Source organism: Chloroflexota bacterium, from assembly GCA_026713825.1.
Lineage (GTDB): Bacteria > Chloroflexota > Dehalococcoidia > Lucifugimonadales > UBA1127 > UBA1127.
Map to the genome: position 1 here is coordinate 1 of JAPONS010000025.1, position 25,293 is coordinate 25,293.

Here is a 25,293-nt window from a genome sequence, read left to right on the forward strand (position 1 = left end):
CCCAGGGAAGCGGATGATGGCAATGGCGGGAGAGCCAAGGAGGAAGTGGCGGCCAAGCGATTATATGCGGCACGGATGGGGGCAGGGAGCGCGAGCGCGGGGCCGCGACGGGGCGGTGGGCCCCCCCCCCCCCCAGCCCGGCCGCCGCGGCATGGTCCATCGTGGGTGCGGTGGACGCCGTGCGGCTGCGTGTCGAGGGGGCGTTGTACAGGATAGCACCCAGCGCCTACATGCAGGTGGTCTACGCCATCCGCCGGGCGATCCCCACAGGAGCCTTCGTCATCGAGGATTGGAATGACGCGCCGGGCAGGACCCGGGAGGACGTTCTTGCTGTCCTAGCGGAGGTAGAGGCGGAATGGTCAGGCTCATGGTGGCTGCGGTGGTGGTCTACATCGTGTTTCAGGCCTGCACCTACCAGCCGTACATCCAGATCGGGTGTACCGGGAGCATGGAGCCCGCGCTGTCGTGCGGGGACCGCTACGCCGTGGAGGACGTGGGCCCAGAGTCGGTGCCCCTTGCCGTGGGGCAGATCGTCGTGTTTCAGGCGTGTTTCCGCGACAGGAGCCCCGGCATGACGCAATTCGTCCATCGGATCATCGACGTGCGGACAGTGGACGGCGAGACGGAGTACCGCATGAAGGGGGACGCCAACAAGCTCCCCGACTCGTGCTGGGTGAAGCATGAGCGGGTGTACCAGGTGCTGCTGCACAAGCTGGGTAGCTAGAGGAGGCGGTGATGTTCTCGGACTCCTGGGCGGCCAGGGTGATCGCGTGCGGGTTACGGTCGGCGTCGGCATGGCCCTCCAGGCGTTGGGGGCTTCCATGGTGGTGACGATTCCCGCGTCGGCCGGGTGCGGGTGGGCGGTGCTGGTTGCGCTGACCCTGTGGAGCCGCCGGGCGGGCCGGTGAGGTGGCGCCCGCACTGCAGGAACGGGCATATGACGAGAGTGGAGGATGAAATGATGGGTTCTTGCGACGAGTGTAAGTTCTGGGTCGCGACGAGAATGCCTCGCCAAGGCGCCTGTCACCGCTATGCGCCTCAAGCGACGGGCAGAGATGAGGGACTGCTGGTGCCAGGGCAATGGCCCTTGACCATGGAAAGTGATTGGTGCGGCGACTTCGATCCGGGCACCGATGAGCCGGGGATCGAAGTCGCCGCACCATAAGCACGATATGACGAACCTGGAGGAAGAGGTATGACGCCTCAACGCTGGATCATCAGCCTTGTGGCGGTCGCCGCGCTCGTGGCCGGCGTCGCTGGCTGGCTCGCCTTTGTGCTGTACGGCACCCAAGAGGACCTGCAGGGCACCACGGCAACCCTCACGGAAACCCGGGCAACCCTGGCGGCAACGCAGATCTCGCTCGCCTGGATTGCCGATGCCCTGGCCGATGAGCGTTTGGTGCGGAACCAACTCCAGCGCGACAAGCACGCCCTCGAGGAAGAGCGGGCCGACCTGACCGCGGCGCTGCAGACTGCGCATGAGCGCGGCGATGCCCTTGCGGTCGACCTTGCCACCGTGAAAGACAAGAACACGGTCTTGACCGCGGACCTCACGGTGGCGACGGCTCACAATAAGGTCTTGACCGCCAACCTCGATGCGGCACGAGACCAGAACGCTGGGCTCACTGTGGACCTTACGGGGGCATTGGCAAGAGAGTCGGACCTGCAGGCGGCGCTGGAAGCCTCCACTGAGCAGGCATCCAGCCTCGCCGAAGAAAAGGCGCTGGTGGAAGGGAACTATGCGCAGCTCCGGGAGGAACACTCCGGCCTGATCGCTGAGGTGGGCACCGTGGAGAGCCTCAAGGGCCAGTCCCATGCCCTCCGGGTGGAGATCGCGCACCTGGAGGAATATCGGCGGCCGCTGATCCTTCAGCCTGGCGACACGTATACAACCGGGTTCGCCTGCACCGGCAGCATGGAGCCTTTGCTCACCTGCCTCGACAGCGCCACATGGCTCAGTGACTTCACGCCTGATGACGTCGTGGTGGGCGCCACCATCACCTTCCCAGGCGCGCGCTGTTGGCCCGGCGACACCGGGCACACCGCCCACCGTGTCATCGACGTGAGGACCATCAACGGCGTACGGGAATACCTGCCCAAGGGCGACGCCAACGATGACGCCGACTGCTGGATCCCGCACTCGGCCGTCAGAGACTACATCGTCGAGATTCACAAGAACACTCGGCCCGCCAATGCCGAACTTCGCGACGGCGTCAACACCGCCAAAGAGAACTACCGACAACTGCGCGTGCGCCACGGCTGCTCTCGCAGCTTCTCCCAGACCTGCTACGCCAGCGGCACGGCCTACACCCAGCTCGTCCGGGCATATCGCGCCTACCAATGCTGGCTCAGCAACGCGCGGGAATCGCGATACCCAGGGCACATACCGAACCCATGCCTGTGAGGCCCGCCCACGGAGGTGGCTAATCTCGATCGACGGAGGAGGCGTGATGGGAGTGTACTTCTTGGCTGCGTGCGGCGTGGCGATGATCTTCGTTGTCTTGGCGCTTACACTGTCCCAATCCAACGAGGAGCTGGTGTGGGCGCAGCTCCATCTCTACGCACCATAACCGGTATATCACGAACCTGGAGGAAGGGGGAGGGATGCAATCAGACAAATACATTGACCTTGTAGGGCCAATAGGCCACTACTACTACCTAGGACAGGCACAGATCAGCGCAGGAATGGTCGCAAAAGGCCTATGTTCTGTTGCCATAGTGCGAGTAACGACAGATATTGCTGATGTGTTGGAGAAGCACTTGCAGGAAATGGCGCAACAGCTAGAGATCGACTTTGTGCGCCGGCAGGACCCCATCGGCCCACGACTTCCACACGAGATGATGGTGTTTTACCGCGACCAGGCGGCGCTTACCGCATACGACCTTATGGATAAGCCCCCCTACGCCGCCTGGGAAGCGTATCGCTGAAGCTGCTAACTATAACGGGCATTTGACGAACGGAGAGGTGACCTATGACACCGACCCGGTGGGTGTTGTTGGCCGCCGGGGTGGTGAACCTGCTCATGGCAGCGTCGTTCACCATTGTGACGGTCGTGGCATGGCGTGCGGCCACACGTTCGCCCTGGAATGGAAGCGGTCGGGCTCCCTAGGACACGTGGCACCCGCCATCCACGAGCTGCAAGCCAGAGGGCGTCGCCTGCCCAGACGGGTGATCCCCGTGCTGTCCGTGCCCTACATGGGGGAAGCGGCGCGGGCGCGCTGCGCGGAGGCCGGCCTCTCCTGGCTCGACCTCTCCGGCAACGCCCGGATCATGGCCCCCGGCGTCTTCTACCAGAACCTCGGGCAGCCCAACTTATTCCGCCGGCCCGGCCGGCCGGAGCCCGCCTTCGGGGCGCGAGGGGCCCGCGTGGCCCGCCACCTGCTCATGCAACCGAGTGCGACATGGCGCCAGCGCGCGCTGGCCGAAGCCGCCGGCCTCGATGCGGGACACACCAGCCGGATCGTGGCCAAGCTGCTGGAGCTGGGGCTCGTCAAGCGCGGGGAGGGTGGCATTCACGTCCCCGACGCGGGCGCCCTCCTCGACGCCTGGCGGGACGACTACCGGTTCGACCGCCACGAGGTCGTGCGCGGCCACATCGCCGCCGCCAGCGGCGACCAACTGGTGGACGCCATCGCTCGGTCCCTATCGACGATCGAGGTGCCCTATGCGGTCACGGCGCTCCCCGCGGCCTGGCTTTGGACCCGCCATGCCGGGTTCCGCCTGGTGACTGTGTACCTCGGCGAATACCCCTCGCCCGCGGTTGCCGAGGCACTGGGATTCCAGGAGGAGCCCCGCGGGGCCAACGTCTGGCTGGTGGTGCCCAACGACAATGGGGTCTTCGCGGGAGCCAGCCTCGTCGACGGCGTGCGCGCCGTGCACCCCGTCCAGGCCTACCTCGACCTCAAGGGGCATCCCGAACGGTCGGCGGAGGCCGCAGACGCGCTGCGTCGGCTCATCCTGCAGGGAGGCGGCCATGACCGGTAAGCCGGAGACCGGCGCGGGATACAGCAGCGGCCAGTTGGTCCGTGTCCGTGAGACCTGCCTCTACATGGCGACCAAGCTGGGCGATCTCCTCGACGACATCGTCATCGTTGGTGGCCTGGCCCCTTATCTCCTCGTTGACCAAGGGGCGCTGCCGCAAGGCGTGGAGCCGCAAGGCGTGGAGCCGCATGCCGGCACCATGGACCTGGACATGGGGCTTGCCCTGGCCCTCATGAATGAGGAGCGCTACCGGGAGTTGAGCGCCAGGCTCCGGGACGCGGGCTTCGCCCCGGACGTGAACGCGGAGGGCAACAGCACCCTGCAGCGCTGGGTGGGAGGAACCCGGGACCCGGTGACGGTGGATTTCCTCATCCCTGCCGGCGAGGGTGCCGACGGGGGAGAGCTTGTCCACATTGAAAGAGACCTCGCGGCGGTCGAGACACCGGACCTTGAACTCGCCTTCAATGACCGCGTGTGGAAGGAACTATCGGAAACCGTCCGTTCGGGAGCCCATGCTACCCGCTCCGTCCCCGTCTGCGGCGCCGGGGCGTTCACGATGCTGAAGGCCCTGGCCTTCGGGAACCGAGCAGAGAACAAGGTCGCCTACGACCTCTTCTACCTATGGCGGGGCGTCGGTGTCCCGGACGTCGCACGAACTATGCAGTCCCTCCTGCCCGATGCCAACGTGAGAGCGGCCCTGGACGTGATAGCCAGGGACTTTGGGAGCATGGACGGACCGGGTCCGGTCGCGGCCGCCCAGTTCATGACCGGCGCCCTATATTGAAGTGACGACGACACGCTTTTCAGCCTACCCTGCAACATTACAAGAACCCTCGACGGCGGCCGTGTCAACACTCTCTGAACCCCTTATGTACCCTCTAACAGTGCGTCAACCTGCCGCGCCAACAATGGCAGGTTGTTTACCACGGTGTCCCAAACGGTCGCGTTGTCTACGTGGGCGTACCCATGGGCTAGGACGTTGCGGAAGGCGATGATCTTCCGATAGTCGCTGATGCGGTGGGCGAGGGCCTCGTCGCGGGCGGCGAGCTCCGCTAGGGCAATGCCGATGATCTCGAACTTGCGCTCCACCGCGTCTCGCAGCATTTCTCCCGCTTCGTAGTCAGAGAACTGCCTGCCGCCAGTGTATTCCTGGATTTTCCTGGCGGCGGACTGAATGTCCGTCAGGTACATCCGGGCCTCACGCTGCATACACGAGCTCCCGGCTTTCCTCCACTGACTCACGGAAGTAGGGGTTGTGGATTGCGGAGGCCATCACGAGGTCCACTGTCCGCCCGAACAGATCCTGGAGGCCAAAGAGGAGGTCGAAATAGGCGTCGGCCCTCCCGGAAACTAGGGTAGGGTGGAACTCCACCAGGAAGTCGAGGTCGCTCTCCGGCCGGAAGCGGCGGGCGTCGGTTGCGGAACCGAACACGTCCAGCCGGAGCACACGGCAACGGCGGCAGAGCTCCTCCAGCTCGGCTGCTCGGTCTGCTATGAGTTGCACCATCGCCGGCGTCCTTTCCCATGGCCTCTGCAACCATCGTAAGGGCTGGCTGTTGCGGGGTCTACCTCTCCCCGAACCCGAGCCTGGCCCGCCGCTCCCGATGGCGGCGGCGACGTGGGCGGCCTCGGCCTGCTGCCCGCGCCAATGGCTCGTGCTAGGCGGGCCACCTCCTCGGCGAAGAGCTCGCTGTCGCCCTCGTCGGGCGCGGCGCCCACGGAGCGGCCGGGGGTGAGGACGAGGCCGCAACCACCGACCAAGGCCGGAGGCGCACTCTCGCAAAGGCCGACGCCGTCCGTCGGTCGGCTTCTGCAATGCCGCATACCCACTCCTCGCCCTCCGCACCTCTTCGGTGGCCATGTGCGCATGGGAAGGGGGCGCGCTGCGGCGGGCCTACGCGTTTGCCGGCGACTGGTGGCCAAGCGCCCCAAGACATTCCGCCCAACCCCCTCAAGTGGCCGCTGGAGGCGCATCAGGTGTTGGCGTTGACGGTCTTGATTGTGGTGCTCCTCTTTGCCATTAGCGACGGCCATCAGGTAACCTTGGTCGGCCATCGGATCGGCCTCTCGCTGGGGATGGTTCTCGCTGCGTACTGCTTCGTGAGGCGACACATGTTACGCAGCGGCGGCGGCCGCCGCTAGTGGTATGGGAAGTCCTGCAGGGAGGGGCCGATGAGACCGGTAGAGAAGGACGAGGCCGCAGGGGGCGCCGCGAAGGGTCTGCGCCGTCGACGGCCGCAGGAAGGCCCCGGTGAGACCGCCCCTCCGCCGCCTGCGGATGGGGGCGGCGAGGAACCCGGGCCCGCGGAGGACTGGCGCCTGGCCGCCGCCAGGAGGAGCGTGCGGGCCGCGTCCCAAGGGGCCACGGCGCGGGTCTCAGCGGCCGGCGCCACTGGGAAGGCCGCGTCGGCGACGGCCGCCCGGGTGGCCGGAAGGTCGTCGGGACGGGCAGCGTCTGCGGCCAGAGCTACGCTGGAGAAGGCCACGCAGGCCGCCTTGGACCTGGTGGGTACCGCACAGGGGCTGCTGGCCAGCAATCTCGCCGTGGACCTCAACGACCTGATGCAGGGCATGGTGAAGGGGACAGCGACCATCTACGACAAGGCGATGGACGCCACCTACATCGCCACGCACGAAGGCGGGGCAAATCATCGGCTCTTCGACGGTGGTCATACGCTGAGCGGAGCCTTCAGCGCAGGCCACAACGCCTCCGCCGACGACGGCATCGTCCAAGAGGCCCTCGGCACCCTCCGGGGCCTGCTCCGCGACGGGACCACGACGATGGGCCTGCCCATCGTCACTTGGAACAAGGCGACCTTCGACTACGTGACTATTGTGATGGAGTCCAGCCTCAGGGTCCCCAAGGAGTGGTTCTACGACCTCAACACTTAAGACGCCTCCGAGCTCCTCGGCTCAACGGTGAGTGCGGTGGCGCAGGTGATCAGTTGGAACCGCGCCGAAGCTGAGGCCTTCGCCAGGATGGCGGGCGGCCTCGGGCCATGCCGGGTAGTCGAAGCGAACTTGCGCTGCTCGTGGTGACGGGCGCGGACCGGAACACGGTCTCGACGAAAGGGTACGTCCGGAGCCAGAACATAAGAGCCAACTGCCAGAGTGTAATTGTGTACTCCAGGACCGTGCCCCTTAGAGGGTGAGTGCAACAGATTGGTTTGGATGAGTCGACGTGTAATCAATTTGTTCAAGCTCAAATCGGCTTAAGACAGAAATGGAGTCGCGGCCCGCTGTCGTGCCAGCGGTGGCGCCAATTGCGCAAGTTGTGGCTCTTGTTCCCTGCGATGACCTACTGTGTTAGTCTTGCTTCGACAAGACCTAAATTTGCGAACCCTAGTTGGTTCGTGGCCTCCTTTCAAGATGGCATTCTACATCCTACAGAGGGCAATCCAGGATGGGAGGATTGTGGAAGTCTAGGATAGTCCAAGGGGCGCAATGCAATATTATCTCAGTCTGTCGCATACAACATCATCCAGGTTGCCCTGAAACAATGGGCGTTCACTAAGGGGAAGCTGATGGTTGGAAGTCGCGTTAGTTTCGCTAAGGAGGACATCGGGGGTGAAATCCTACCTATTCTTACAACTGGTTTGTACCGAAACACCCTAGATGCGCTTAGAGAGTACATTCAGAATGCTGTAGATGCCGCGGCCGACGAAATACGGCTAATCATCGACCCGGACGTTGTATCGCTCACCGATGACGGGAGTGGTATGGACAGGGACCAAGCCAGAAACGCCATTCGCTTTGGAGTTTCGGACAAGAGTCCTCTAGAAAACGTCGGATTCAGAGGAATTGGGATTTACAGTGGATTCAACATATGCGACTCCCTAGAAGTCTATACCAAGTCGCGGACAGACGGAAACACTTACAAGTTGACGTTTGACTTTTACGGCATTAGGACACAATTGCTTGAAGAACAAGAGAGACGTTCCAGAGGTCTGCCCCCTGCACTGCATTTGGAGCGCTTGCTGGAACAATCGGTATTCATGGAGTCTCGAGGCGAAGAGGATTATCGAGGATTTGGGACCACTGTGGTCATGAGCGGTTTGTTGCCCGCTGCTTATGGGCAATTGAATGATTGGGGCCAGGTAGTTGAATACCTTCGTAATGTGGTCCCTCTCCCCTTTGCTCCTGACTTCAAATACGGAAAGGCGATCGAAAAGAGGTTCCTACAACGAGATTACAGGGTGATCCCCTTGCAACTGCAAATTGGAAACCAACAAGGGGCCCTCTACCGCCCATACACGGATACCCTGTTCAAGAATAAGGGACGGCATGCACCTGCAATCTTTGACATCAAGGGACCCAACAGCCAAGAGTTCGGGTTTGCTTGGGTCTGCGTTAACGACGCCCGAGAAACCATAAAGGACATCAAGCTCCGAGGGTTATTACTGAAAAAGTTCGGGTTTTCTATTTCGGACCGCCAATACCTAGAACCCTTCTTTGGAAGACCAACTTACAGTCGACGGATTACTGGAGAAGTCATCGTAACTAACGAGCGACTCATCCCAAACGCCGCTAGGAGTGATTTCGAGCACAATAGCACACGGCAAGAATTCGTTACTCAGTTGCCAAAGCTGACAAGGGCAATTGACCGTTGGGCAAACAACATTCAAGAGTCTGAAAGGGCCAGAGAGGTTCTGTCAAAGACTACACAACAGTTAGTTGAGATTACCGAGGAACTCCCTCTCCTTCAGCGAGACAGAGACCGGCTACTGGAGTACAACGCAAAGATATCAGAGATCAACCGTCAATTGAGTCCTCATCGCAAGCGATTGGAGGGCTTAGACCCGGAAGGCCTGTCGTCAAACCGGGATCTTGCTACTGGTGCAGGCCGACTAGTTAAGGCTGCATTAGCAGAGAGCCGCCGGTCAACTCTAAGACTAGAAACAGAGGTCTCAAAGGCTGTTCAGCGTGAGGCTTCGTTGCGCCCCAAATCGAATTCCTCGGAATCTGCCGAACCCCTAGGCATCTTCTCGTTGGTCGAACAATACCTTCCGCTCGACGAAACCAAATGGCTGGAAGCGATTAGGGTACTCGATGAAGTCATTCAAGGTCAACAGCTGGCCCCTGAAGTTTATCAGGCAATCGTCGATGACCTAAGAGAACAGCTGGACACTCAACTTTAGTCGTGCGAAATCCTTTCGACAATCCCGGTAAGAGGACAGTTCGCGAGGCCTGGAATACCCCTCTCCTTCGATTCTTGAGCACGGAATACGGATTCCGATATCGATACATGGGACTCCCAGGAATCGAACTACTGGACCTGCAGCTGTGGCGCGATTTGGTGGATGAAGTTGTCGCATTCGAAACGCGTGCCAAACCCAATCGGAAGGACAGGGATGGGCGCAGGAACATCCTAGAATTGCGAACTAGAATGCGAGAATTCGGATTTGGTGGTTATGCCTATTTGGGGTCTATGGAAGAAGTAGTGATTATGCGCCGGGACCAGGACGGAAGTCCTTATACTCAGAATCATCTTGTGACTCTGTACAACCTTGACTTCTGTGACGAGATCTCAAGTCCAGTCGAAACCCTTGAAGCAGGGCGACAAGTCTGGCGTTTTGAAGCCATACGGCAAATCTTGCGTGACCAGGAAGCCTGTTATGACTCAGAAACCGGAGCGGGCTATTTCTTGTTGCTCTTAACCGTTCGCGATCAGATAGGTGTCACCAAGCTGTTGGAGCATTTCGCTGACCCGTTTGCTGATTCGCGAGACTATTGGGACCTGTGCCAAGTTGTGGACCCTTTACCAACGAGGGGTTTCCTTCTAGGCAACCACAGTTGGTCACTCAAGACCCTGATTCATGATCAACTGCGGAAGTGGTTTGGAAACCCGAACATCTCTGCACTATTTTTCCCGGTCACAAAGTATTGGGGTACCCCGATAGACTTTGGAACGGACAGGGAAGTTTCTAGCCCAATGCTGCACATGATGGCGTTGTGTCGGTTTGGAGACAAGACAGTGTCGAGCCCTCTGTTCCTGCCAGAGCAATTCCTTACCAGAGCGAGTAGTGTGCGCGCCAATGACGACGGAACGCTTGAATGGGAACCGGAACCTGGGGAACCCACAGGGAAGAGAGAGTCGCCAGACTCCGCAGCGTGGTTCATACAACACCGTGACAATTTGATTACAGACCCTCGGACAAGGAAACCCAGGTTACCGTAAATGCTGACGCTCCGCTCGCATCCAGTGCCCAAGGGGCCGAAGAGCCAACATGCTAAGTTGGACAGCCTACAGTCTGAAGAAATTCGTGAAGTTCAGAAAAGCGCCGTAGCAGCCTTGTCTCGGCGGCTCCACCGCACACCATCAGCTCTTGGCGTACCTCAAGGCGGAATCCATAATCTCCTTCGCCGAGCGAGCCGACGGCACTAATTCTGCAATCGCCCGGAAAACTCTTCGGTAGGCATCCTCCTCTAAGCGGGACAAGCCAGACACGGGAAAACGCTTACCATTAGGGGTGAAGGTACGCAACTTCTCTTCAATGGCGCACACCCTCTGTATGGACCCTTTCTCAATCCCCGAAGAATCCAGTTCATGGTAAGTCTTTGCTAATTGCTGCAATGCCTTCTCCACGAAAGCACTGGCAGCGTCGGATGTCAGGCAACCTGAAGCCGCCAATTCGTACATGTCCTCAAGATCACCAATAGCAGAGACCAGCCTTTTTTCTCTATTGCGAGCAGTTGAGGCTGCTCGACATCTTGAAGCTATTCGACTAATGATGGGCGCAAGGTGGTTTTCCAGGTTCCTCAAGTGAGGGCCACGCTCAAAATAGTCACGCCGTCCGTTGGGGACAATGCGTGAATCCAAGACGTGCACTTCACCTACGCACCAGCGATTGAATCGCTCTTCCTCAAACAAGTGGTCAAATACCCGCTCGTCGCCCACTTGGATGTTACCCAGCCGTGCCCTCAATCCGCGGACCCTGCTGCCCTTCTGTATTGCACCGAGATAGGACGAGTGAGCTATCCACCCGACGGCAGCGTCCTCCTTGTCATCTATCGATGGAACTCGAACTACCTCGATTTCGTAGAATCGATCCTCTTTCTTGTCAGCAAGGGCAATCGCTGATCCATACTGTCTCATTATGGGTTGATCTTCACCGTCCAATGTAATCTGAAGTGAATATGGCGCTTGCTGAGGTGGGAATATTTCCCAGACTTCGTTGCAAAAGGGGAAATCCGGTGCCAGAGGAACCGGGCAAGTCTCCGCGATGAAGCCTCGGACGGCCTCACGATTCAACAGCGCCCCTGCAGCGTGCCGGCTAATCTTTTCAAGGTCAACCCTAAAAAAGTGCTCTGGGTAATCGAAGTCGTCTAGCACCTCAACCCTCACCCAGTCGTGAACGTCTGATTCCTTCGACCGCATGGGATTGGACCGGTTTTGATGTTCCGCCTTTGACCAAGCAACCCGGGTAACCGGGGTGTGGGCACTGGCACGAGTGAGAAATGTAACCGATTCAGCAAATGCGAGACCGGCCAGTCTGCCGATTCCCCTAAACCCTCTGTCACGACCAAGGAACTTCTTACTTTGTGATATGGGGACCAAGTCCTCGAGGCACTCTTGGTAAGTCAATCCCGGACCATTGTCGCAAATGGACACCCTTCTTTGGCGTTGATCAATGGTTATCTCGACTTGGCCATCAACTTCGTTCTGACGAGACAATTCATCTACCGCGTTTTGAATGTACTCGCGATAGATTGCTAGGGGATCGTCGAAGATTCCTGATGTCACTAGGCCCAATATGGAAGGCCCCACGCTCACACCAGTGTCAGTTACATCTTGCACTCATAGCACCTCATGGTAGTTCAGCGGCCAGTCCGAGCGCCTCGATAGTCCGGTCATGGTCAAACAAGCCAGCGTCTTCCACCACCTCATCTTCGGGTGGTGTAGGCTGGTCAGTATCAAGCTTAGCGTAAAGGGGAAGAGACTCTGGGCCCATAACGCTGGGAGCGTATTTGGTACCCAAAGTGTGGAAACCGACAACCTGCCGAATCAAGGGGTCGATCGAATGGTCATTGGCCAGCCTGAAGTACGACCCCTCGTCGAGCCGTTGCGCACTTTGGGGGCCGGCGAGAAGCCGAATTAGCTCTTTTTCCTGGCTCTCAGACAGACGGCGTCTCAATGCCTCATACTCGTCCCTCTGACTCCGGCCCTCTCCGTACTGAAAGTAATCTCGGTGGAATATAAAAGCGTGGGGGAGACTGATCAGATGTAGGAATTCCTGTTGGTCTTGACCGTAGGCGTGCCGGAAAAAAGACGGGTTGCCGCTAACGACACCCCGCGTTGCCTGGAGCATGATCTGAAAGGAACGGAGGTAGTATCGGTTCCAATTCTTGCCAACATGTGACCGGTCCTTGAGCTGGAGAGGCTGATAGCGCATGGGGAAGGACCAGATGTGAATCCCCCGTTCCTCATTCAAATGGATATTCACTAGCATTCGTTCATAGAGGTCCTCGGGAGTATCCATGAAGTTGTAGAGCATGTAGTTTGACAGCGAAGTAATCTCGTTGTCGGCTGCCATGTGAACAGACTTTATGTAAGGCTTGCGGACGCCCATGTGGTCAAAGGCTATTCTCAGTGGGCTGATACAGACTTTGGCCATCTCCTTTAGAAACATCGGGGACTTGGCAAGGATGCGAGCATCAACCCCTTGGTTGAAATCCACTCTACGCTTGACAGCGGGTTTGCCGTCACGGGCCAACGTCGCGCCGCGCTCGAATCCCAAGTCTACGATCTCTGCGATTACCTCCTGGTAGCGGGAGGAGGCCGTGATGTTATTGTCCATGAGAACCATGTCCTTCTTTTCACCATGACGCTCCCGAATCCCGTTAACCAACTCTGTAAGTGGCGGCATTTCCCGCTGGTCGCCCTCAAGGGCGGGCACACCGCAAAACGCACACTTCCGAATGCAGCCCCGGGACGCGTAGCCGAAATAGGCGTCGTTGACCGGGTATCGATACACCACATGGTCTAGGATTGAGTAGTCGGGAATGAGCTCCTCGATCGGCTTACCGGTCAGGTCCTCGGCGCCGAATTCGAACTCCTCGGCGGATAGCCTAAGCGACAGGGAAGGTGGCCCGTCCAACAAACCCTTGATGAATCGAACTCCCGCCCAACGTGGTTCTAGGAGGAACGCATCGTGCATCAGAGAGGCGGCGATTCCACCCACGAAAACGCGCTCCTGCTGGCCGCGAGCGGCGCGAACTGCAAAATCGATCGCGGCGGCGGTACGGTTCCACTCGAAGCTGAAAAGCGTGGTAACGTAGACACGGTCCCAAGCCGTATCCAACACCCCGGGGGCTTCGCCCTTCACAAAGATGACGTTGTCCCCTCTACCGTTTGGACCGTGGTATGAGGCCAATTTCATCAAGCCCAAAGGCGGGTATTTATTCGGGTACCCAGGTTCGATCAGCAATATGTTCTTGGTGTTCATTTCGCCGCTCGATTCAAGAGTTGGTTGGCAAATTTCACGATCTGGTTCAGCTCGTATTCGGTTCGGCCCTTTGAACTGTCGCTCCGAAGCAACTTGGTGATTTGGCCTCTCGTCTGGGTGGCCGCCAAGTCAATGCGGAACCGCTGGAGGCGCTTGAAAGCGGCGTCGGTGTCGCCACTGATATCCGCAACCGCGAGGGCTTCCTTAAAGGGTTCGGGTTCGTTCTGGTCGAGGAATATCTTTCGGGCCCTTTGGTTACGCAGGATGTCCGGAAGCTTATCCCGCATATCCAGAGCGCGGGGAAACTTGTCCTCCTTGATTAGTTCAACAACTCGGTCATGTAGCCCAGGGATATTCTCTCGATGGTTCCTGAGCTTGGTGCTGGAAGCATAGGCCTCATAGTAACTCCACCTCGAGGTGTTGTCGTCCCCGGCGTCTATCATCATTTGGAAGGCATTTACCATCTGACGCACCTTGGTGGGTGATAGGGCAATCTCCCTTGCAATGTCTTCGACTTGGATTTGATGGTTCTTGAACCGCCGGTAAATGTAAGCCGCATTCTCGTAGCTACGCCAATCCGTCTTGCCAATGATATGAAACTGGCCTAACAGGGAAAATATCAAGCTCTCAGTTTCCTGCTCGCTGTAGGCCGAGAAGTCGAGAACATTGCAGGTCAGACGCGGCGGAGGCAGTGAACCCTTCTTGTTCATCCGCAGGGCAGCAAGACGGCTGTTCCCTTCCAGCACCTGGTACTTGAAGAGTCCATGCAGTTCAGACTCCGGCAACACGGGTATGCAGAAGAGGGGCTCATTTACTTGACCGTCTTTGTCGATTTGTGAGCGGAGTTCTTTGACGTGGTCCATGCCCTCCAGCTTCGACTGAATATTCTCTTGTGTCCGGTCTCCCGACCCTGCGAATTGAGAATAGATGCGGGGGTTCTCAGGGTAGAAGGCGAGTTGTTCCACGGGAACCTGAATCTCCTCGTAGGGGATCTCCTTCTTCCGAAGCTTGAGCACCTTGGCCATGTCCTAATCCTCCGAGGGGTTCAGGATTCCCTGCAGCAGTTGGTTGAAAGCGTAAGTAGCTTGCTCACGATATTCTTCACGGGAGACATCTCCCTGAACCAACGCGGCAGCCAGTTCCTTGGCAGACAGGAGTTCTCCAACCCAATTGTCGATCGTGCCCACCGCGACAATGTTCTCAACGACGCATTCGTCTGTCTGGGAGATTCGGTGGATGCGATCCTGGGCTTGCAGATAATCATCCAAGCTGAACGTGCGGTCGAAGAATACAGCGTGATTGGCCACGGTCAACGTCAGCCCTTCCTTTGCTGACCCGGGAGTGGCCACAAGCAATCGACAACTAGGATCCTCCATGAAGCGGTCAAGGTCGCGAGTACGGTCGACGATGGACAGTCGCCCGTGAACCCTAGCAGGACGCATCTGCGGATAGCGCTGGGCGATGCGGCTGACGTTTTCTGTGAAGCTGGTCCAGACTATAGCCTTTGGACCGGTGGAGGGCACATTGCCTACAATGGAGTCTAATACGCAAAACTTGCCCGGTACCCCTTCGTATCCCTGGTCAACCAGTTGCGGGTTGGAAGCCACTTGCACCAGACGCAATAGCCGCTTGAGTATCTCTTCCACGTCGTCCCAGGTGGTCAGGCCGTCCCTCAAGACCTCAGCCGCCAAGTCGCGCCGAAACTTGTGGTATAGAATCGACTGACCTGACTCCATGTAGGCCGGTGTGTTGCGGATGACTTTTCCAGGCAATCCGAGTTCTGTACTCGCCTTCGTTTCCCTAATGGCAAAATGGCGAATCTTTCCGTAGACTTCGCCAAGCCTCTTTTCAAAGTCGGCAGTCGCACCTTCATCTTCTCCGAGTTTCTTCTTGAAATCAGTTTCAGATCTGAACGCAGAGAAGGACCTTCCCAGTGATTCCCCACCATCGAGGAAATAGACCTGAGACCAGATGTCGTACGGACGGTTGGCTACTGGTGTGCCGGTCATGATTATCCGCCGGGCAAGTAGCGGCCCTAGGGAATGTAGTGCTATGGCCACCTTGGAACCTGGGTTCTTAATGCGTTGCGATTCATCGAGAATCATACCTAGGTGACGGGCTTTCGCGAAGAGGAGGAGCCTGCCCCGCTCGCTGTGCATAACTTCATAGTGCGCCAAATAGAGCCTTCCTGGGCGGTTGAATGCAAAGAAATTTGAGCGTCGGTCCTGGCTGAGTACGACAGGACGAAGGTTGGTGTGAAGTCTGGTTTCACGCTCCCAGTTTGGAACTAGAGCTTTCTTCGTGACGACCATCACCGAATCCACAGCCCCGGACGAAAGCCAGTGTAGGACTAGGTCCAACGCCATTTTGGTCTTTCCCAGTCCCTGCTCATGGAATAGAGCGGCGTAAGGCAACTCCCGCGTCGCCAAGACTGCTTCTGCCTGGAAAGGAAGAGCCTCGCGGCGAGCAGCAAATGGCACACTTTCAGTTGGACGCAGCATGAGACCCCTGCTCTACCGGCAAAGTCAGATTGTACCGGCCGTCAAGTATGTGTACGCGCCCGCGAACCGCCGGCCAGTCATAGGCAATACTCTTCAAGACTGACTTGGCGGTTGCGGAGCTGCTCCAATGAACCGCCAACACCATGTGTCGGCAGGGTTCTTGTTCAACGTAATGCAGGAAGGCGCCAAGCTGGTGCTCGCTACGTCTCGATTCAACGTCCCAGGGAGGCTTAGCTTCCCCAACTACCACGAAGTTTTCATTTGTGGCGAATACGTCCGGGCGATACCCATCGATCTCTGGTGGGAAACCGTCGGATGCAGATGAACCATCTATATAGCATGTGAAGCGACCCTGCCCGCCCAACGCCGCGCACACTGCCTGGGAGGCCCTCATTACGAGTCCCTGATGATGGGAACTCTCCGCCATCGCAATCCCACTCTAGCTACTTGGATTAGTCTCAATACCTAGAAGATCTCCCAGTGACATCAGGAGGTCCTTCAGTTCTAGGTGTTCTTCGGAAGCTGGTTGCCCTGCGATTCTCTCAGCATCGTCAAACGGAAGCAGCCCAATTTTCTCTTGGAGCGCCCTTGCCAATTGTGATATGTTCGCTTCCCGTAGCCGGGTGTCCAAGTCCGGTGCGTCAAGGGTATTGATGGCTGCTCGGGCTCCCTCACGCAAGAAGACGCGCTTGGACCCAGGATTGTCCAGGATCTGGGGCAGCCTTCGAACGGAGGCCAAAGGAAACAGCTTTCTTTCATCGACCCACTTATTAAAGTCGCCTTCGCTAAATCCCGCCTTATATATAGCTTGCTTGATTCCGGGCTTTTGTAGTTCCACAAAGGCGCTGAACCTGGACGGGTCAAAATCCCCGTCGATGCCATCTATCACCGGTCTGTAATGGTTCTCCATATCGAGGTAAGCATTTATGGACTGCAGAACATCATTCCGAGACCCACCGCAATAGCTGACGAGTTCCCCCAACGGCATCTTGTAGTCTCCCACTAGTTCGTGGAGGTATTTAGCCTTGGAGTAGGCATCCCACGGACGGTTCCCCACCAAATGGACTTGAAGGCGTATCTTGTGCGCGGCCTCTTCATCCATCTGGTCGTTTACTAAGGCGGGGATGTAGTTCCACCTGTCGCCACTCTGCCCTAAGGCCTTGTCCTCGTTCCTGAGCTGTCTGTAAATCGCGACCCTGGTGTTGCCTTCAATGCAAAGGAATCGCCCTTCTTGGAGCGGTTTAACGATGATCGACTGTATGATACCGCCGGAGGCCCTAATGGAATGCTTCAAGCGTTCGAACGAACCCAATGCGGTGGAACCGCCCTCATCTTCAGAACCGGCCCCGAGGGCCAATAGCATGTGTTCCTCGTTCAGGACGGTGTACATTTCCAAGTAGTGCTTGATCCTTGGGTTCGAGTTGTCCAGTACGATTCTATCCACAGGTATGCGTTCTGCTTTGTTCATATGAGCCCCTGAGGGTTACAGAGTGGACTGGTCTCCGTCGCGGCGGAAGGCGAGACTGTACCTCCAACCATGGAGACTACTTGATTTCGGTCCCAATTTCAAAGTAGGACTGGCTTGGTCTCCCCAAGTCACAGTAGCAGCACTCCAGCCCGATTCTAGGAACTAAGCCATCCCGAGGCAAGGCTAGTCTAGCTCAATCAATACCGAATACCGAAAAGTGTCAATTCGGTACCCACCACCATGCTGGGGGATTTGTCCAGATTTGCCGCAGCAACCGGCAGGTCTAAACCCTGCTATCCGAATGTTGCATTATGGCTTCATGTTGGCTCATCACTTGCCGATAAGATTCGCGTCTGGATCTTGGCAAATGATGCAGTGGTTGTGGCCATTACAATGGTTGGTGGGCTGCTAGCTACGAAGGGCGCGAATGCGGTTCTAAGCTTGGGCGGCATCGAGGCTGGCCGTTGATGGCATCGGTACTGTTTCGATGGGACTTTGTCTTTTGCTTAGGCGCTGGAGAGGTATTGGGTTTAGGCTTAAGGTTGATGGTAGTGCCGAAGTGCAACCTATAAGACCGGGTAGTTGAATGAGAATCATGCAAGTGATTCATGGGTAGGGGTTGCTGAACAATGCCGACTCCGAGGTCTCCGTTAACGGTCACTCACACGCTTTGGCCGATCACCATGCAGTGCATGTCTTCAACCGGCAGGAGAGCGCTTCCTGCTCAACTATGCCCTTGAGGCTGGCATAGACCCTGACGAGCACCAGATACGACTAAGGATCATCAACATGGCGAGGGCGCGGGACGGCTACCTTCATTCCTCCATCGATGGGGCGCGTGCCGTCTTGTGGGACCGCTTGGTTTCCGACATCATTCATATCCGACACCTAAAGCACCTATCCACGTCCAAGGTCATTGCCGCCAACAAGCGGGGCATACTGTTCGCGTTCACGCTGCACGATTGCTGGCTCTTGCGCCCCAATGTCAGTCCGATTGAGTGTACTTTGTGGACCCGGTCTCCGAAGCCAGCCGACACGACCGAAAGTGTGCCGAGCGAAGCTGCATCCCCTGTCTTGATTGAGACCCTTTTGCCTATGAATGCGACGCATAGAATTGGGAGCGTTGGTTGGGCCTAAGGAAAGCCAATAACCGTTCGGTGTGGGACGGGTTCGATGCGTTTCCGAGTCTTTCACGGCGAGGTGTGGTCTGGAGCCGTAATAGGGCCTTTGTCCCTACCCGTTAGGCGAAGGTGTGTCGTGAGTCCAGCGTCCAATTGGACAACCTTGTGCTGCGCCCTCACATCATTGTCACTGCGTCGCACGGGAAGCATGTATTGGTCGCGGCCATGGACAAGGTGGAATAGTGCATGGCCGCATGAAAAGCCTTCACAACCAACGGGCATTGTCCGAGGAATCCGCCTACGGTGGGGCTGAACTACGCAAAGCCATCGCCCAGCGCCTTGGTTGCCAGAGCTGCCTCGGCACAATGCTACCCTTCATGCGCCGGCGAGTGCTTTCTACACTGATGCGGGCGCTAGGCCCAAAGCAATGCAAATGGAAAGAGCGGAGGCTTGGTGGCTCCGCCACCCAACACCTTTGAGACGGTCGACAAACAGGTTCGAATCTTCCTAGGGCCTGTACAACACTGTATTCTGCATGGCGAGTCGTTTGCCATGAAGTGGCCTGCTGGGGGCTTGGCAGAACTGAGCGTTGTTGGGATGACGGGGAGGGGAGGCGATGGTCACACGGAGAGTCTTTTTCAGTTTTCACTACAAGCCGGACAACTGGCGCGCGGGACAGGTGCGGAACATGGGTATGGTTGAGGGCAACGCAGCTGTTTCCGATAATGACTGGGAAACGGTTACAAGAGGCGGAGATGCTGCGATACGAAGATGGATTGACGGTCAGTTGCATGGAAAGTCTTGTGCAGTTGTCCTTATCGGAAGCCAAACGGCTGGCCGCAAGTGGATCAAGTACGAGATAGAGAAGGCTTGGAAGGACGGGAAGGGTTTGCTGGGCATCTACATTCACGGCCTACAGGATAGGTACAAGAACCAGTCCACCAAGGGTCAGAACCCCTTTGGATTCAACGTGGAAGGCAGGAACCTATCTAGAATCGTGAAGGCCTACGACCCTCCGTACAGACTCAGCGAAAACGTGTACAAGCACATAGCCGACAACATGGCGAATTGGGTTGAAGAGGCCATTACAATTCGTGGCAGGTACTAGAGGTACTCACCCACATGGCAGAGCAGAAACCCATAGATGCGGAATCCTCCGCCGTTCAGACGCATCTGAACATCATGCAGGGCGTGATTCAGCGCATGGCCGAGAACAGCCGCGCGTGCAAGATGTGGTGCGTCACCCTTGTCGCCGCTGTCCTGGTATTAGTGGCTCGGACCGGGGAACCGCAGCACGCGCTGCTGGCGCTGGTGCCGACAGCGCTGTTCGGGGTACTCGACTCCTACTACCTGGCGCTGGAGCGAGCGTTCATCAAGTCCCATAACGCCTTCGTCGCTAAGCTGCACCGGGGCAAACTAGAGCCCACCAACGTTTACCGTGTCGCCCCTACGGGGATGGGCCTACTCCTGGTTGGGCGATGCCTTGGCTCCGTCTCAATATGGCTGTTCTACCCCTTGGTCGTCGCCACGGTAGTGCTCGCCTGGCTGCTTATACTCCCCTCAGTCACTCCCGCGGAGGCGCTGCAATGAACCAGGACCCCAAGCCCAAGGTGTTCATCAGCTACTTCCACGAGGACGACGAGGAATACAAGCGCCGCCTTGTGCAGGCATTGACCAGCAAGGCCATCGACAAGTCCGTCAGCCCCGGAGACATTCACGACACGAACCTTCCTCTTGCCGAAATATGCCGCAGGATCAGGGATAACCACATTGCGGACGCCACCGTCACCATCGTGCTGATTGGCCAATGCACCTGGCAACGCAGGCACGTGGACTGGGAGATCTCAGCCAGCCTCATTGACCGGCGCAACAATGAGCGGGGCGGACTGGTCGGTCTGTTGCTGCCGACACATCCCGACTTCTGGGCAGAGCCCGCAGACCGCAATCCCCGCCTCATCCCGCAGAGGTTGGCGTGCAACATTGACGGCAATGATCCCTTTGCGGTCATCTACAAGTGGCCTCGGCAATGGGTCGCCAGGAGAGTCATGACGAAGGTCCGCAGGGCGCTCCTGAGGAAGGACAAGGCGCCTTGGCCGGATGACAGCCTTGACCTGTTCGCTGAGAATCGGCGTGGCGAATGCTCACTGGGTTGGCAGAACTAGGGAGCATCAGGTCCGCCATGCCCGGCAGGGAGACGGGGGCGGCGATGCACCGGGAATCCGAACGGTGGGCCGCCGCTCGGATTCCCGGGCACACGTAAGGGCCTTCACACAGGGTGGCGTGGCGGGCTTGAAACGCAAAAAGGGCGCACACATGGATGCCCTGGCCAGCCTCCTAGCCCGAGCGATGTCCCAGACCGGTCTCCCGTAGGAGTGTGTCGGCAAGCTGGCGATACTCCTCCGCCTCGTCCCACCGACCCTCGGCCTCCAGATCCCGGGCTCGGTTCACGGCGAAGGGTACCGTCAGGGCCATGCACGCCTCGCAGATGACGCCAACCGAATTCCCGTACAGCCGATCCTCCAGGTAGCCGCTCACGGCTCTCAGGCAGTCGGTCTCGCTGGCGGCCCCACAGCAGGCCTCCTCGCGGCTCGCGTTCTCGTCAAATAGGTGCATCTCCATCACGTCGTACCTCCTCTTCGTCTCTGGCGTCGCTTTCGATTTCCTGTCGTTGCGAAGCCTCATGGGTTCCTCTCCTTCCGCAAATGCAAAAAGGGTCACACATATGGATGGGCGGGGGAGGCCGTCGCACCCTTGCGACGACCATCCCCCGTAACTCCGCGGTCAGCGTCCCGCGCCGACCGGCTCCGTGGCCCTGAACGCTGCCCCTAGAAGAGCCGCAATGCCTCGGGCTGCTGCTCTGCCCCGTCCTGCGGCGCCTGGCTCTCGGATTGCGCCTGGGCGCCCCGCTGCCGCCGCTTGGCGGGCGTCGCCGTCTTGGCGGGCGCCGGACGGGTGTGCGCCGGGTGCTTGGGGGACTCCTCCCATCGGGCCCGCGCCCGCTCGACCACCGCCGGGACCTCCCGGGCCAGGGCGGGCAGGTCGCGGCCGTCGAAGGCCTCGATGTGCGGGTCCGCGCCGGTGCGCCGCACCCCTATGACGGCCCGCTCTCCCTGGACGGAGACGACCACCTTCAGCTCCTCCGCCGCGGCGGCCTCCGTGCCCGCGTCGCCAGGGCTGGCCTCGGCGGTGTTGGCGTCTGGTGCATCCTGCTCGGCCTCCGTGCTCTCGACCGTGGCATGCTCGTCCGCTGCGCCTGCAGCCGGCGCAGACGATTCGTCGTCGCCGAAGAGGCCTGCGCTAGTGGTTGTGGCGTCGGGGACTGGCGTGTCAGTGCTGGATACTTGTGCCATGGCGCCTTCCCTCCTTCTTGTGTTCCTCGCGCGCGTCGGCCATGCGCACTTCTCCTAGCGTGCTTCCCGCCGGATGGCGCCGATGGTCTGCGGCTCCCAGTACAGGTCGCGCTCCACGGCCGGGACGCCACCGAACACCGTCACCTCCGCGAGCTCCGTCAGGTCGAAGTAGCCCCACTCCGTCTCGAACCCCTCAACCAAGCCGAAGCAGAGTCCGGTCTCGGCGTCCCACTCGGTAACGTACCAGCGCCAGCCCGTGTAGGGGCTGAAGAACTTGACGGGGGCGAGGACGGCGTCGGCGTCCGCCGCGTCCTCGTTGGCGCCGAGGGCGGGGACCGTCCGCCCCACCTCCTCGGTCATGAGCGCGTGCCCGCGCGTACCGCTGTGCCGGTCCCGCCAGATGCCGGTGGCCCCGGCGTTCTCTATCGTCTCGTGCATGGTGTCTCCTCCGGTTGCTTATTCAGTGCCGAGCCGGTGCAGGCCCGCCGCTAGGCGGGCCCGTGCTCGCCGCCGAGGGTCCGCGCCACCGCCTCCGGGGTGGCGTAGGTCGGCGTGACGCTCCCCTGCTCCATGTCCAGGTAGAGGGCCATGAAGGGGCAGGTGCCCGCCACCAGGCGGCGGACGGCCTGGAGGGCCAGGGCCGCCATCACCTGGTTGATGACGGGGTCCTGGTCCGTGAGGTCCAGGGCGGCGGCGCAGTCCACGTCCGGCGGGGCCGTGGGCACGGCCGTTAACAGGTCGGGGCGCTGCACCGTGGGAGCCGGGAGGAGGTGGCAGGTCTCCCCCGTGAAGGCTCCCTCGTCCCAGGTCATCTCGTCGGCCACGTTCCCGATGAGGACTTGACCCCAGTTGGTGTCGTTGCCGGCGTCCACCAGCCACACCCCGGGGTTGCCGGGCAGGCAGTCGGCCATGGCCCGGCGGCCGGCCGCGTTGTCGACGCACCCCAGGATGAGGCCCGCGCCGTCGGGGGCCAGGCCGGGGTAGCGGCGCATCCCGTAGGTCTCCGCGTCCTCCCGGAAAGGGTAGACCGAGTAGCCAACGGGCCGCCGGTAGGCCCGGGCCAGCCGGTCGGCCAGGGCTTGGCTCTTGAAGCGCCCCACGTCCTCGGGGAGGAAGTTCTGCCGCAGCAGGTTGTGGGGCTCCACCCGGTCGTGGTCGACCAGGACGATGGTGGCCTCCCGCCCCTGGAAGAGGCGGCAGAGGCCCTCGGCCACGAAGCCGCCGGTCCCGCCGCAGCCCACCACGGTGATCCACGGGTTGTCGACCAGGTGCGTGTTGTCCAGGTAGTAGGCCACGGGGCTCACCTCCTCGGTCTTCTCGGTCGTGCGGGGCGCCTTGGCCCCGTTTTCTCCTCCGCCAGCCGGAAGAACCCCGGCGGCGTGCCGGAAAACACCTCCGCCAGGGCCACCGGGGCGAAGTGGCCGTAGACGCCGACCCGGAGCCGGAGCTCTGGCAGCGCCGTGCCCAGCCGCCCGGCCACCCCGTAGACGCGGAGCCCCTGCTCGTCCCGGTCGTCGGTTGCCGAGAAGAAGGCCCGCGCGCGCCCGTGGGAGTGGACCTCGGCCACCACCCCCAGGGGAGGCACGTAGCGCAGGGATGTCCCCGTCCCCGCCTGCGGGGGGACCACCAGCCGGTAGGCGTCCCCGTCCCAGCGGACGGCGAAGAGCCGCTCGGTGTCGGGATCCTCGGCGAACCAGGCGAGTCCCCCCGCCAGGAGGCGCAGCGGGATGGGGCCGTGGCGGAGGGCCACTCCCGCCTCCAGGGACGCGAGCCCGCGCATCCGGCAGGGGGCGACCAGCACCCGGGCCTGCAGGTGCGCGCCCTGGGCCTGGACGTAGACGCCGTCCGCCGCGAGGACGTAGTCGTAGCCGACGCCCGGGGCGCCGGCGGTGCCGCCGGGGTGGTTGACCAGGTGGCCCACCGGCGGCGGAGGGCTAGCGGAAGCGCCGGCCCTGGGTTGCGGCCAGGGCGTGGTCCACGGTGCACTGGGGCACCAGGTCGTCGAGGGGGTAGTCAGACTTTCCATCGAGCTCCTCCCAGAGGGCGTGCAGGTCGTCGGGGTGTTTCCTCGAGCGGTTCCGGGTGTCGCCGGTCCCCGAGAAGTAGGACTGGAAGAAGCTCTCGGGGATCGCGTCCACCTCCTCGGGGAACCGGTGGGTGCCGGGGCAGGCCCGCCCGTCACTGAAGACGTTGAAGGCGGGGGCCCGGTAGAGCTGCTCTTCGGGGTCCGTAGGGCGTTCCCTGGCCGCGTAGACCCAGGGGGCCCGGCCCGGGGAGCAGACGAAGACCAGCCCCGGCATGGGGAGCCGAAGCCGCGCGGGGGGCTTGAAGGCCTCCCGCTGCAGGGCCACCGCCCAGACCCGGGGCGGCCGCCAGAGGGCCACCACCCGGCCGGTCTCGCCCTGCTGCCACCAGAGGGCGTCCTTGGGCAGGAGCCCCGAGGAGAAGCCCAGGTGGCGGGTCACGGCGTGGGCGACGGTGTCGGCCGACACCGTCCGCACCCACGAGAGGTCCGCGTCGAAGCCCCGCAGGAGCACCGTCTCCTCGTAGACCTCCAGCTGCAGCCGGAGGGCGTCCCGTGGGGCCTCATCGATGCCCGGCAGGGACCACCGGGCCGACCCGGTTTCGGTCGTCATGGTCGCTTGCCTCCTTGTCGAGATCGGGGAGCCGCGCCAGGATGGCGTCCAGCATCCGGGCGAAGCGGGCGGGCAGGTCCTCCTCCAGCCAGTCGGCCAGCGCCCCGACGGCGTCCATCAGGGCCGTGGCCCGCCGCCACTCGGCGGTGGCTTCCTGGATGATGTCGTCCTCCCAGGGGTCGGCGAAGCCGTCGTACATCCCGTCGTCGTAGCTTGCGTCCAGGAAGAAGTTGCCCGTCTCGGCCCAGACCCACCGGGCGGCCTGGGCGGCCGCCGCGTAGCCGGCGCCCGCCGCCGCAGCGTCCAGGGCGTCCAGGGGGATGCCCCCCGCGGGAATCCGCCCCAGGGTCGCGGGCGGGATGTGGGCGGCGGCGGCCTCCATCCACGCCACCTGGAGCCCGACGGGATCCAGGTAGGGGACGTCGGGGGGCGCGGCCAAAAGCGCCAGGGCCGCGAGACCCTCCCGGTAGCCGTCCCAGAGCTCGTGGAGCCCCTCCTCGCCAAAGCCCATGAGCTCGTAGGGCATGCCCTGCCGGAGCCAGGTGAAGGGGGGGTCGTCGCCCTCGTCCAGGTAGAAGTCGAGATGGGGCGTGTAGAGGGGGAAGTGCCGCGCGGCGAAGAGGCGGGTGAAGCGGGCCACTCGCTCCCGGACGTCTGGGGCCCCAAGCGTCGCCTCCGCCTCCTCGGGGAAGAGGCGGCGCACCAGCCCCGCGAACCAGGCGTAGTCGCCGGCGAAGCCCACCAGCGTCACCAGCTCCCGCAGCGACGGCGGGCGCCGCAGGAGCCGGG

Annotated in this window: 25 protein-coding genes; 11 read left to right on the plus strand and 14 right to left on the minus strand. The window is 60.6% G+C overall.

Annotation, left to right across the window (positions count from 1 at the left end):
• Positions 1-355 precede the first annotated feature (355 nt).
• From OXC99_02935 to OXC99_02960, 6 genes are all read left to right on the plus strand, one after another.
• Positions 356-724 (plus strand): signal peptidase I, encoded by a 369-nt coding sequence (locus OXC99_02935; GenBank protein MCY4623941.1) that lies wholly within the window; start codon positions 356-358, stop codon positions 722-724.
• Between the two features lie 46 nt (positions 725-770).
• Positions 771-908, plus strand: a complete 138-nt coding sequence (locus tag OXC99_02940; GenBank protein ID MCY4623942.1) for a hypothetical protein — start codon at positions 771-773, stop codon at positions 906-908.
• A gap of 287 nt (positions 909-1,195) precedes the next feature.
• On the plus strand, positions 1,196-2,404 hold the full coding sequence (locus tag OXC99_02945; GenBank protein MCY4623943.1) for a hypothetical protein: 1,209 nt from the start codon (positions 1,196-1,198) through the stop codon (positions 2,402-2,404).
• Positions 2,405-2,604: 200 nt separating this feature from the next.
• On the plus strand, positions 2,605-2,928 hold the full coding sequence (locus OXC99_02950) for a hypothetical protein (protein ID MCY4623944.1): 324 nt from the start codon (positions 2,605-2,607) through the stop codon (positions 2,926-2,928).
• A gap of 22 nt (positions 2,929-2,950) precedes the next feature.
• Positions 2,951-3,985, plus strand: a complete 1,035-nt coding sequence (locus OXC99_02955; protein MCY4623945.1) for a hypothetical protein — start codon at positions 2,951-2,953, stop codon at positions 3,983-3,985.
• A complete protein-coding gene (locus OXC99_02960) occupies positions 3,975-4,766 on the plus strand; it encodes a hypothetical protein (GenBank protein ID MCY4623946.1) in 792 nt (263 codons plus the stop codon). The genes OXC99_02955 and OXC99_02960 overlap by 11 nt, the downstream gene beginning before the upstream one ends.
• An 83-nt stretch (positions 4,767-4,849) precedes the next feature.
• On the opposite strand, the gene OXC99_02965 is transcribed toward OXC99_02960, so the two are convergent.
• Together OXC99_02965 and OXC99_02970 are read right to left on the minus strand one after the other, a co-directional pair.
• On the minus strand, positions 4,850-5,191 hold the full coding sequence (locus OXC99_02965; GenBank protein ID MCY4623947.1) for a DUF86 domain-containing protein: 342 nt from the start codon (positions 5,189-5,191) through the stop codon (positions 4,850-4,852).
• Positions 5,181-5,489: a nucleotidyltransferase domain-containing protein gene (locus OXC99_02970; GenBank protein ID MCY4623948.1), complete on the minus strand. Its 309-nt coding sequence runs from the start codon at positions 5,487-5,489 to the stop codon at positions 5,181-5,183. The genes OXC99_02965 and OXC99_02970 overlap by 11 nt, the downstream gene beginning before the upstream one ends.
• 665 nt (positions 5,490-6,154) lie before the next feature.
• Here OXC99_02970 and OXC99_02975 point away from each other — a divergent pair.
• A complete protein-coding gene (locus OXC99_02975; GenBank protein MCY4623949.1) occupies positions 6,155-6,874 on the plus strand; it encodes a hypothetical protein in 720 nt (239 codons plus the stop codon).
• 632 nt (positions 6,875-7,506) lie between these two features.
• Positions 7,507-9,120 carry an ATP-binding protein gene (locus tag OXC99_02980; protein MCY4623950.1) on the plus strand — a complete coding sequence of 538 codons (1,614 nt, stop codon included), beginning with the start codon at positions 7,507-7,509 and terminating at the stop codon, positions 9,118-9,120.
• A 1,181-nt stretch (positions 9,121-10,301) separates the two neighbouring features.
• Here the strand turns inward: OXC99_02980 and OXC99_02985 are convergent.
• From OXC99_02985 to OXC99_03005, 5 genes are all read right to left on the minus strand, one after another.
• On the minus strand, positions 10,302-11,726 hold the full coding sequence (locus OXC99_02985; GenBank protein ID MCY4623951.1) for an ATP-binding protein: 1,425 nt from the start codon (positions 11,724-11,726) through the stop codon (positions 10,302-10,304).
• Positions 11,727-11,790: 64 nt separating this feature from the next.
• Positions 11,791-13,428 (minus strand): radical SAM protein, encoded by a 1,638-nt coding sequence (locus OXC99_02990; protein ID MCY4623952.1) that lies wholly within the window; start codon positions 13,426-13,428, stop codon positions 11,791-11,793.
• The gene (locus tag OXC99_02995; GenBank protein MCY4623953.1) at positions 13,425-14,453 is read right to left on the minus strand and encodes a hypothetical protein; all 1,029 of its coding nucleotides are present in this window, start codon (positions 14,451-14,453) and stop codon (positions 13,425-13,427) included. Before OXC99_02995 ends, OXC99_02990 begins: the two co-directional genes overlap by 4 nt.
• Positions 14,454-14,456: 3 nt before the next feature.
• Entirely contained in the window at positions 14,457-15,929 is a 1,473-nt protein-coding gene (locus OXC99_03000; protein ID MCY4623954.1) for a DEAD/DEAH box helicase, read from the minus strand.
• A gap of 439 nt (positions 15,930-16,368) precedes the next feature.
• Positions 16,369-17,397 carry a ParB N-terminal domain-containing protein gene (locus OXC99_03005; protein MCY4623955.1) on the minus strand — a complete coding sequence of 343 codons (1,029 nt, stop codon included), beginning with the start codon at positions 17,395-17,397 and terminating at the stop codon, positions 16,369-16,371.
• Positions 17,398-19,134: 1,737 nt separating this feature from the next.
• Here OXC99_03005 and OXC99_03010 point away from each other — a divergent pair.
• Genes OXC99_03010 through OXC99_03020 form a run of 3 tightly spaced genes read left to right on the plus strand, consistent with a single transcriptional unit; the run spans position 19,135 to position 20,680 of the window.
• Positions 19,135-19,626 carry a TIR domain-containing protein gene (locus tag OXC99_03010; protein ID MCY4623956.1) on the plus strand — a complete coding sequence of 164 codons (492 nt, stop codon included), beginning with the start codon at positions 19,135-19,137 and terminating at the stop codon, positions 19,624-19,626.
• A 14-nt stretch (positions 19,627-19,640) separates the two neighbouring features.
• Positions 19,641-20,108, plus strand: a complete 468-nt coding sequence (locus OXC99_03015; protein MCY4623957.1) for a hypothetical protein — start codon at positions 19,641-19,643, stop codon at positions 20,106-20,108.
• Entirely contained in the window at positions 20,105-20,680 is a 576-nt protein-coding gene (locus OXC99_03020; protein ID MCY4623958.1) for a TIR domain-containing protein, read from the plus strand. Before OXC99_03015 ends, OXC99_03020 begins: the two co-directional genes overlap by 4 nt.
• Before the next feature lie 172 nt (positions 20,681-20,852).
• Here the strand turns inward: OXC99_03020 and OXC99_03025 are convergent, their stop codons facing one another.
• From OXC99_03025 to OXC99_03055, 7 genes are all read right to left on the minus strand, one after another.
• On the minus strand, positions 20,853-21,200 hold the full coding sequence (locus OXC99_03025) for a hypothetical protein (protein MCY4623959.1): 348 nt from the start codon (positions 21,198-21,200) through the stop codon (positions 20,853-20,855).
• Positions 21,201-21,343: 143 nt separating this feature from the next.
• Positions 21,344-21,868, minus strand: coding sequence for a hypothetical protein (locus OXC99_03030; GenBank protein ID MCY4623960.1), 525 nt, complete (start codon positions 21,866-21,868; stop codon positions 21,344-21,346).
• 54 nt (positions 21,869-21,922) lie between these two features.
• Positions 21,923-22,306, minus strand: coding sequence for a DUF2958 domain-containing protein (locus OXC99_03035; GenBank protein ID MCY4623961.1), 384 nt, complete (start codon positions 22,304-22,306; stop codon positions 21,923-21,925).
• Positions 22,307-22,356: 50 nt separating this feature from the next.
• Positions 22,357-23,163 (minus strand): ThiF family adenylyltransferase, encoded by an 807-nt coding sequence (locus OXC99_03040; GenBank protein MCY4623962.1) that lies wholly within the window; start codon positions 23,161-23,163, stop codon positions 22,357-22,359.
• A gap of 5 nt (positions 23,164-23,168) precedes the next feature.
• Complete coding sequence (locus tag OXC99_03045; protein MCY4623963.1) at positions 23,169-23,789, minus strand: Mov34/MPN/PAD-1 family protein; 621 nt, start codon at positions 23,787-23,789, stop codon at positions 23,169-23,171.
• Positions 23,790-23,802: 13 nt separating this feature from the next.
• Entirely contained in the window at positions 23,803-24,504 is a 702-nt protein-coding gene (locus OXC99_03050) for a hypothetical protein (GenBank protein ID MCY4623964.1), read from the minus strand.
• Positions 24,455-25,293: hypothetical protein (locus OXC99_03055; GenBank protein MCY4623965.1), on the minus strand; the 839-nt coding region annotated here is incomplete at its 5' end. The genes OXC99_03050 and OXC99_03055, both read right to left, overlap by 50 nt.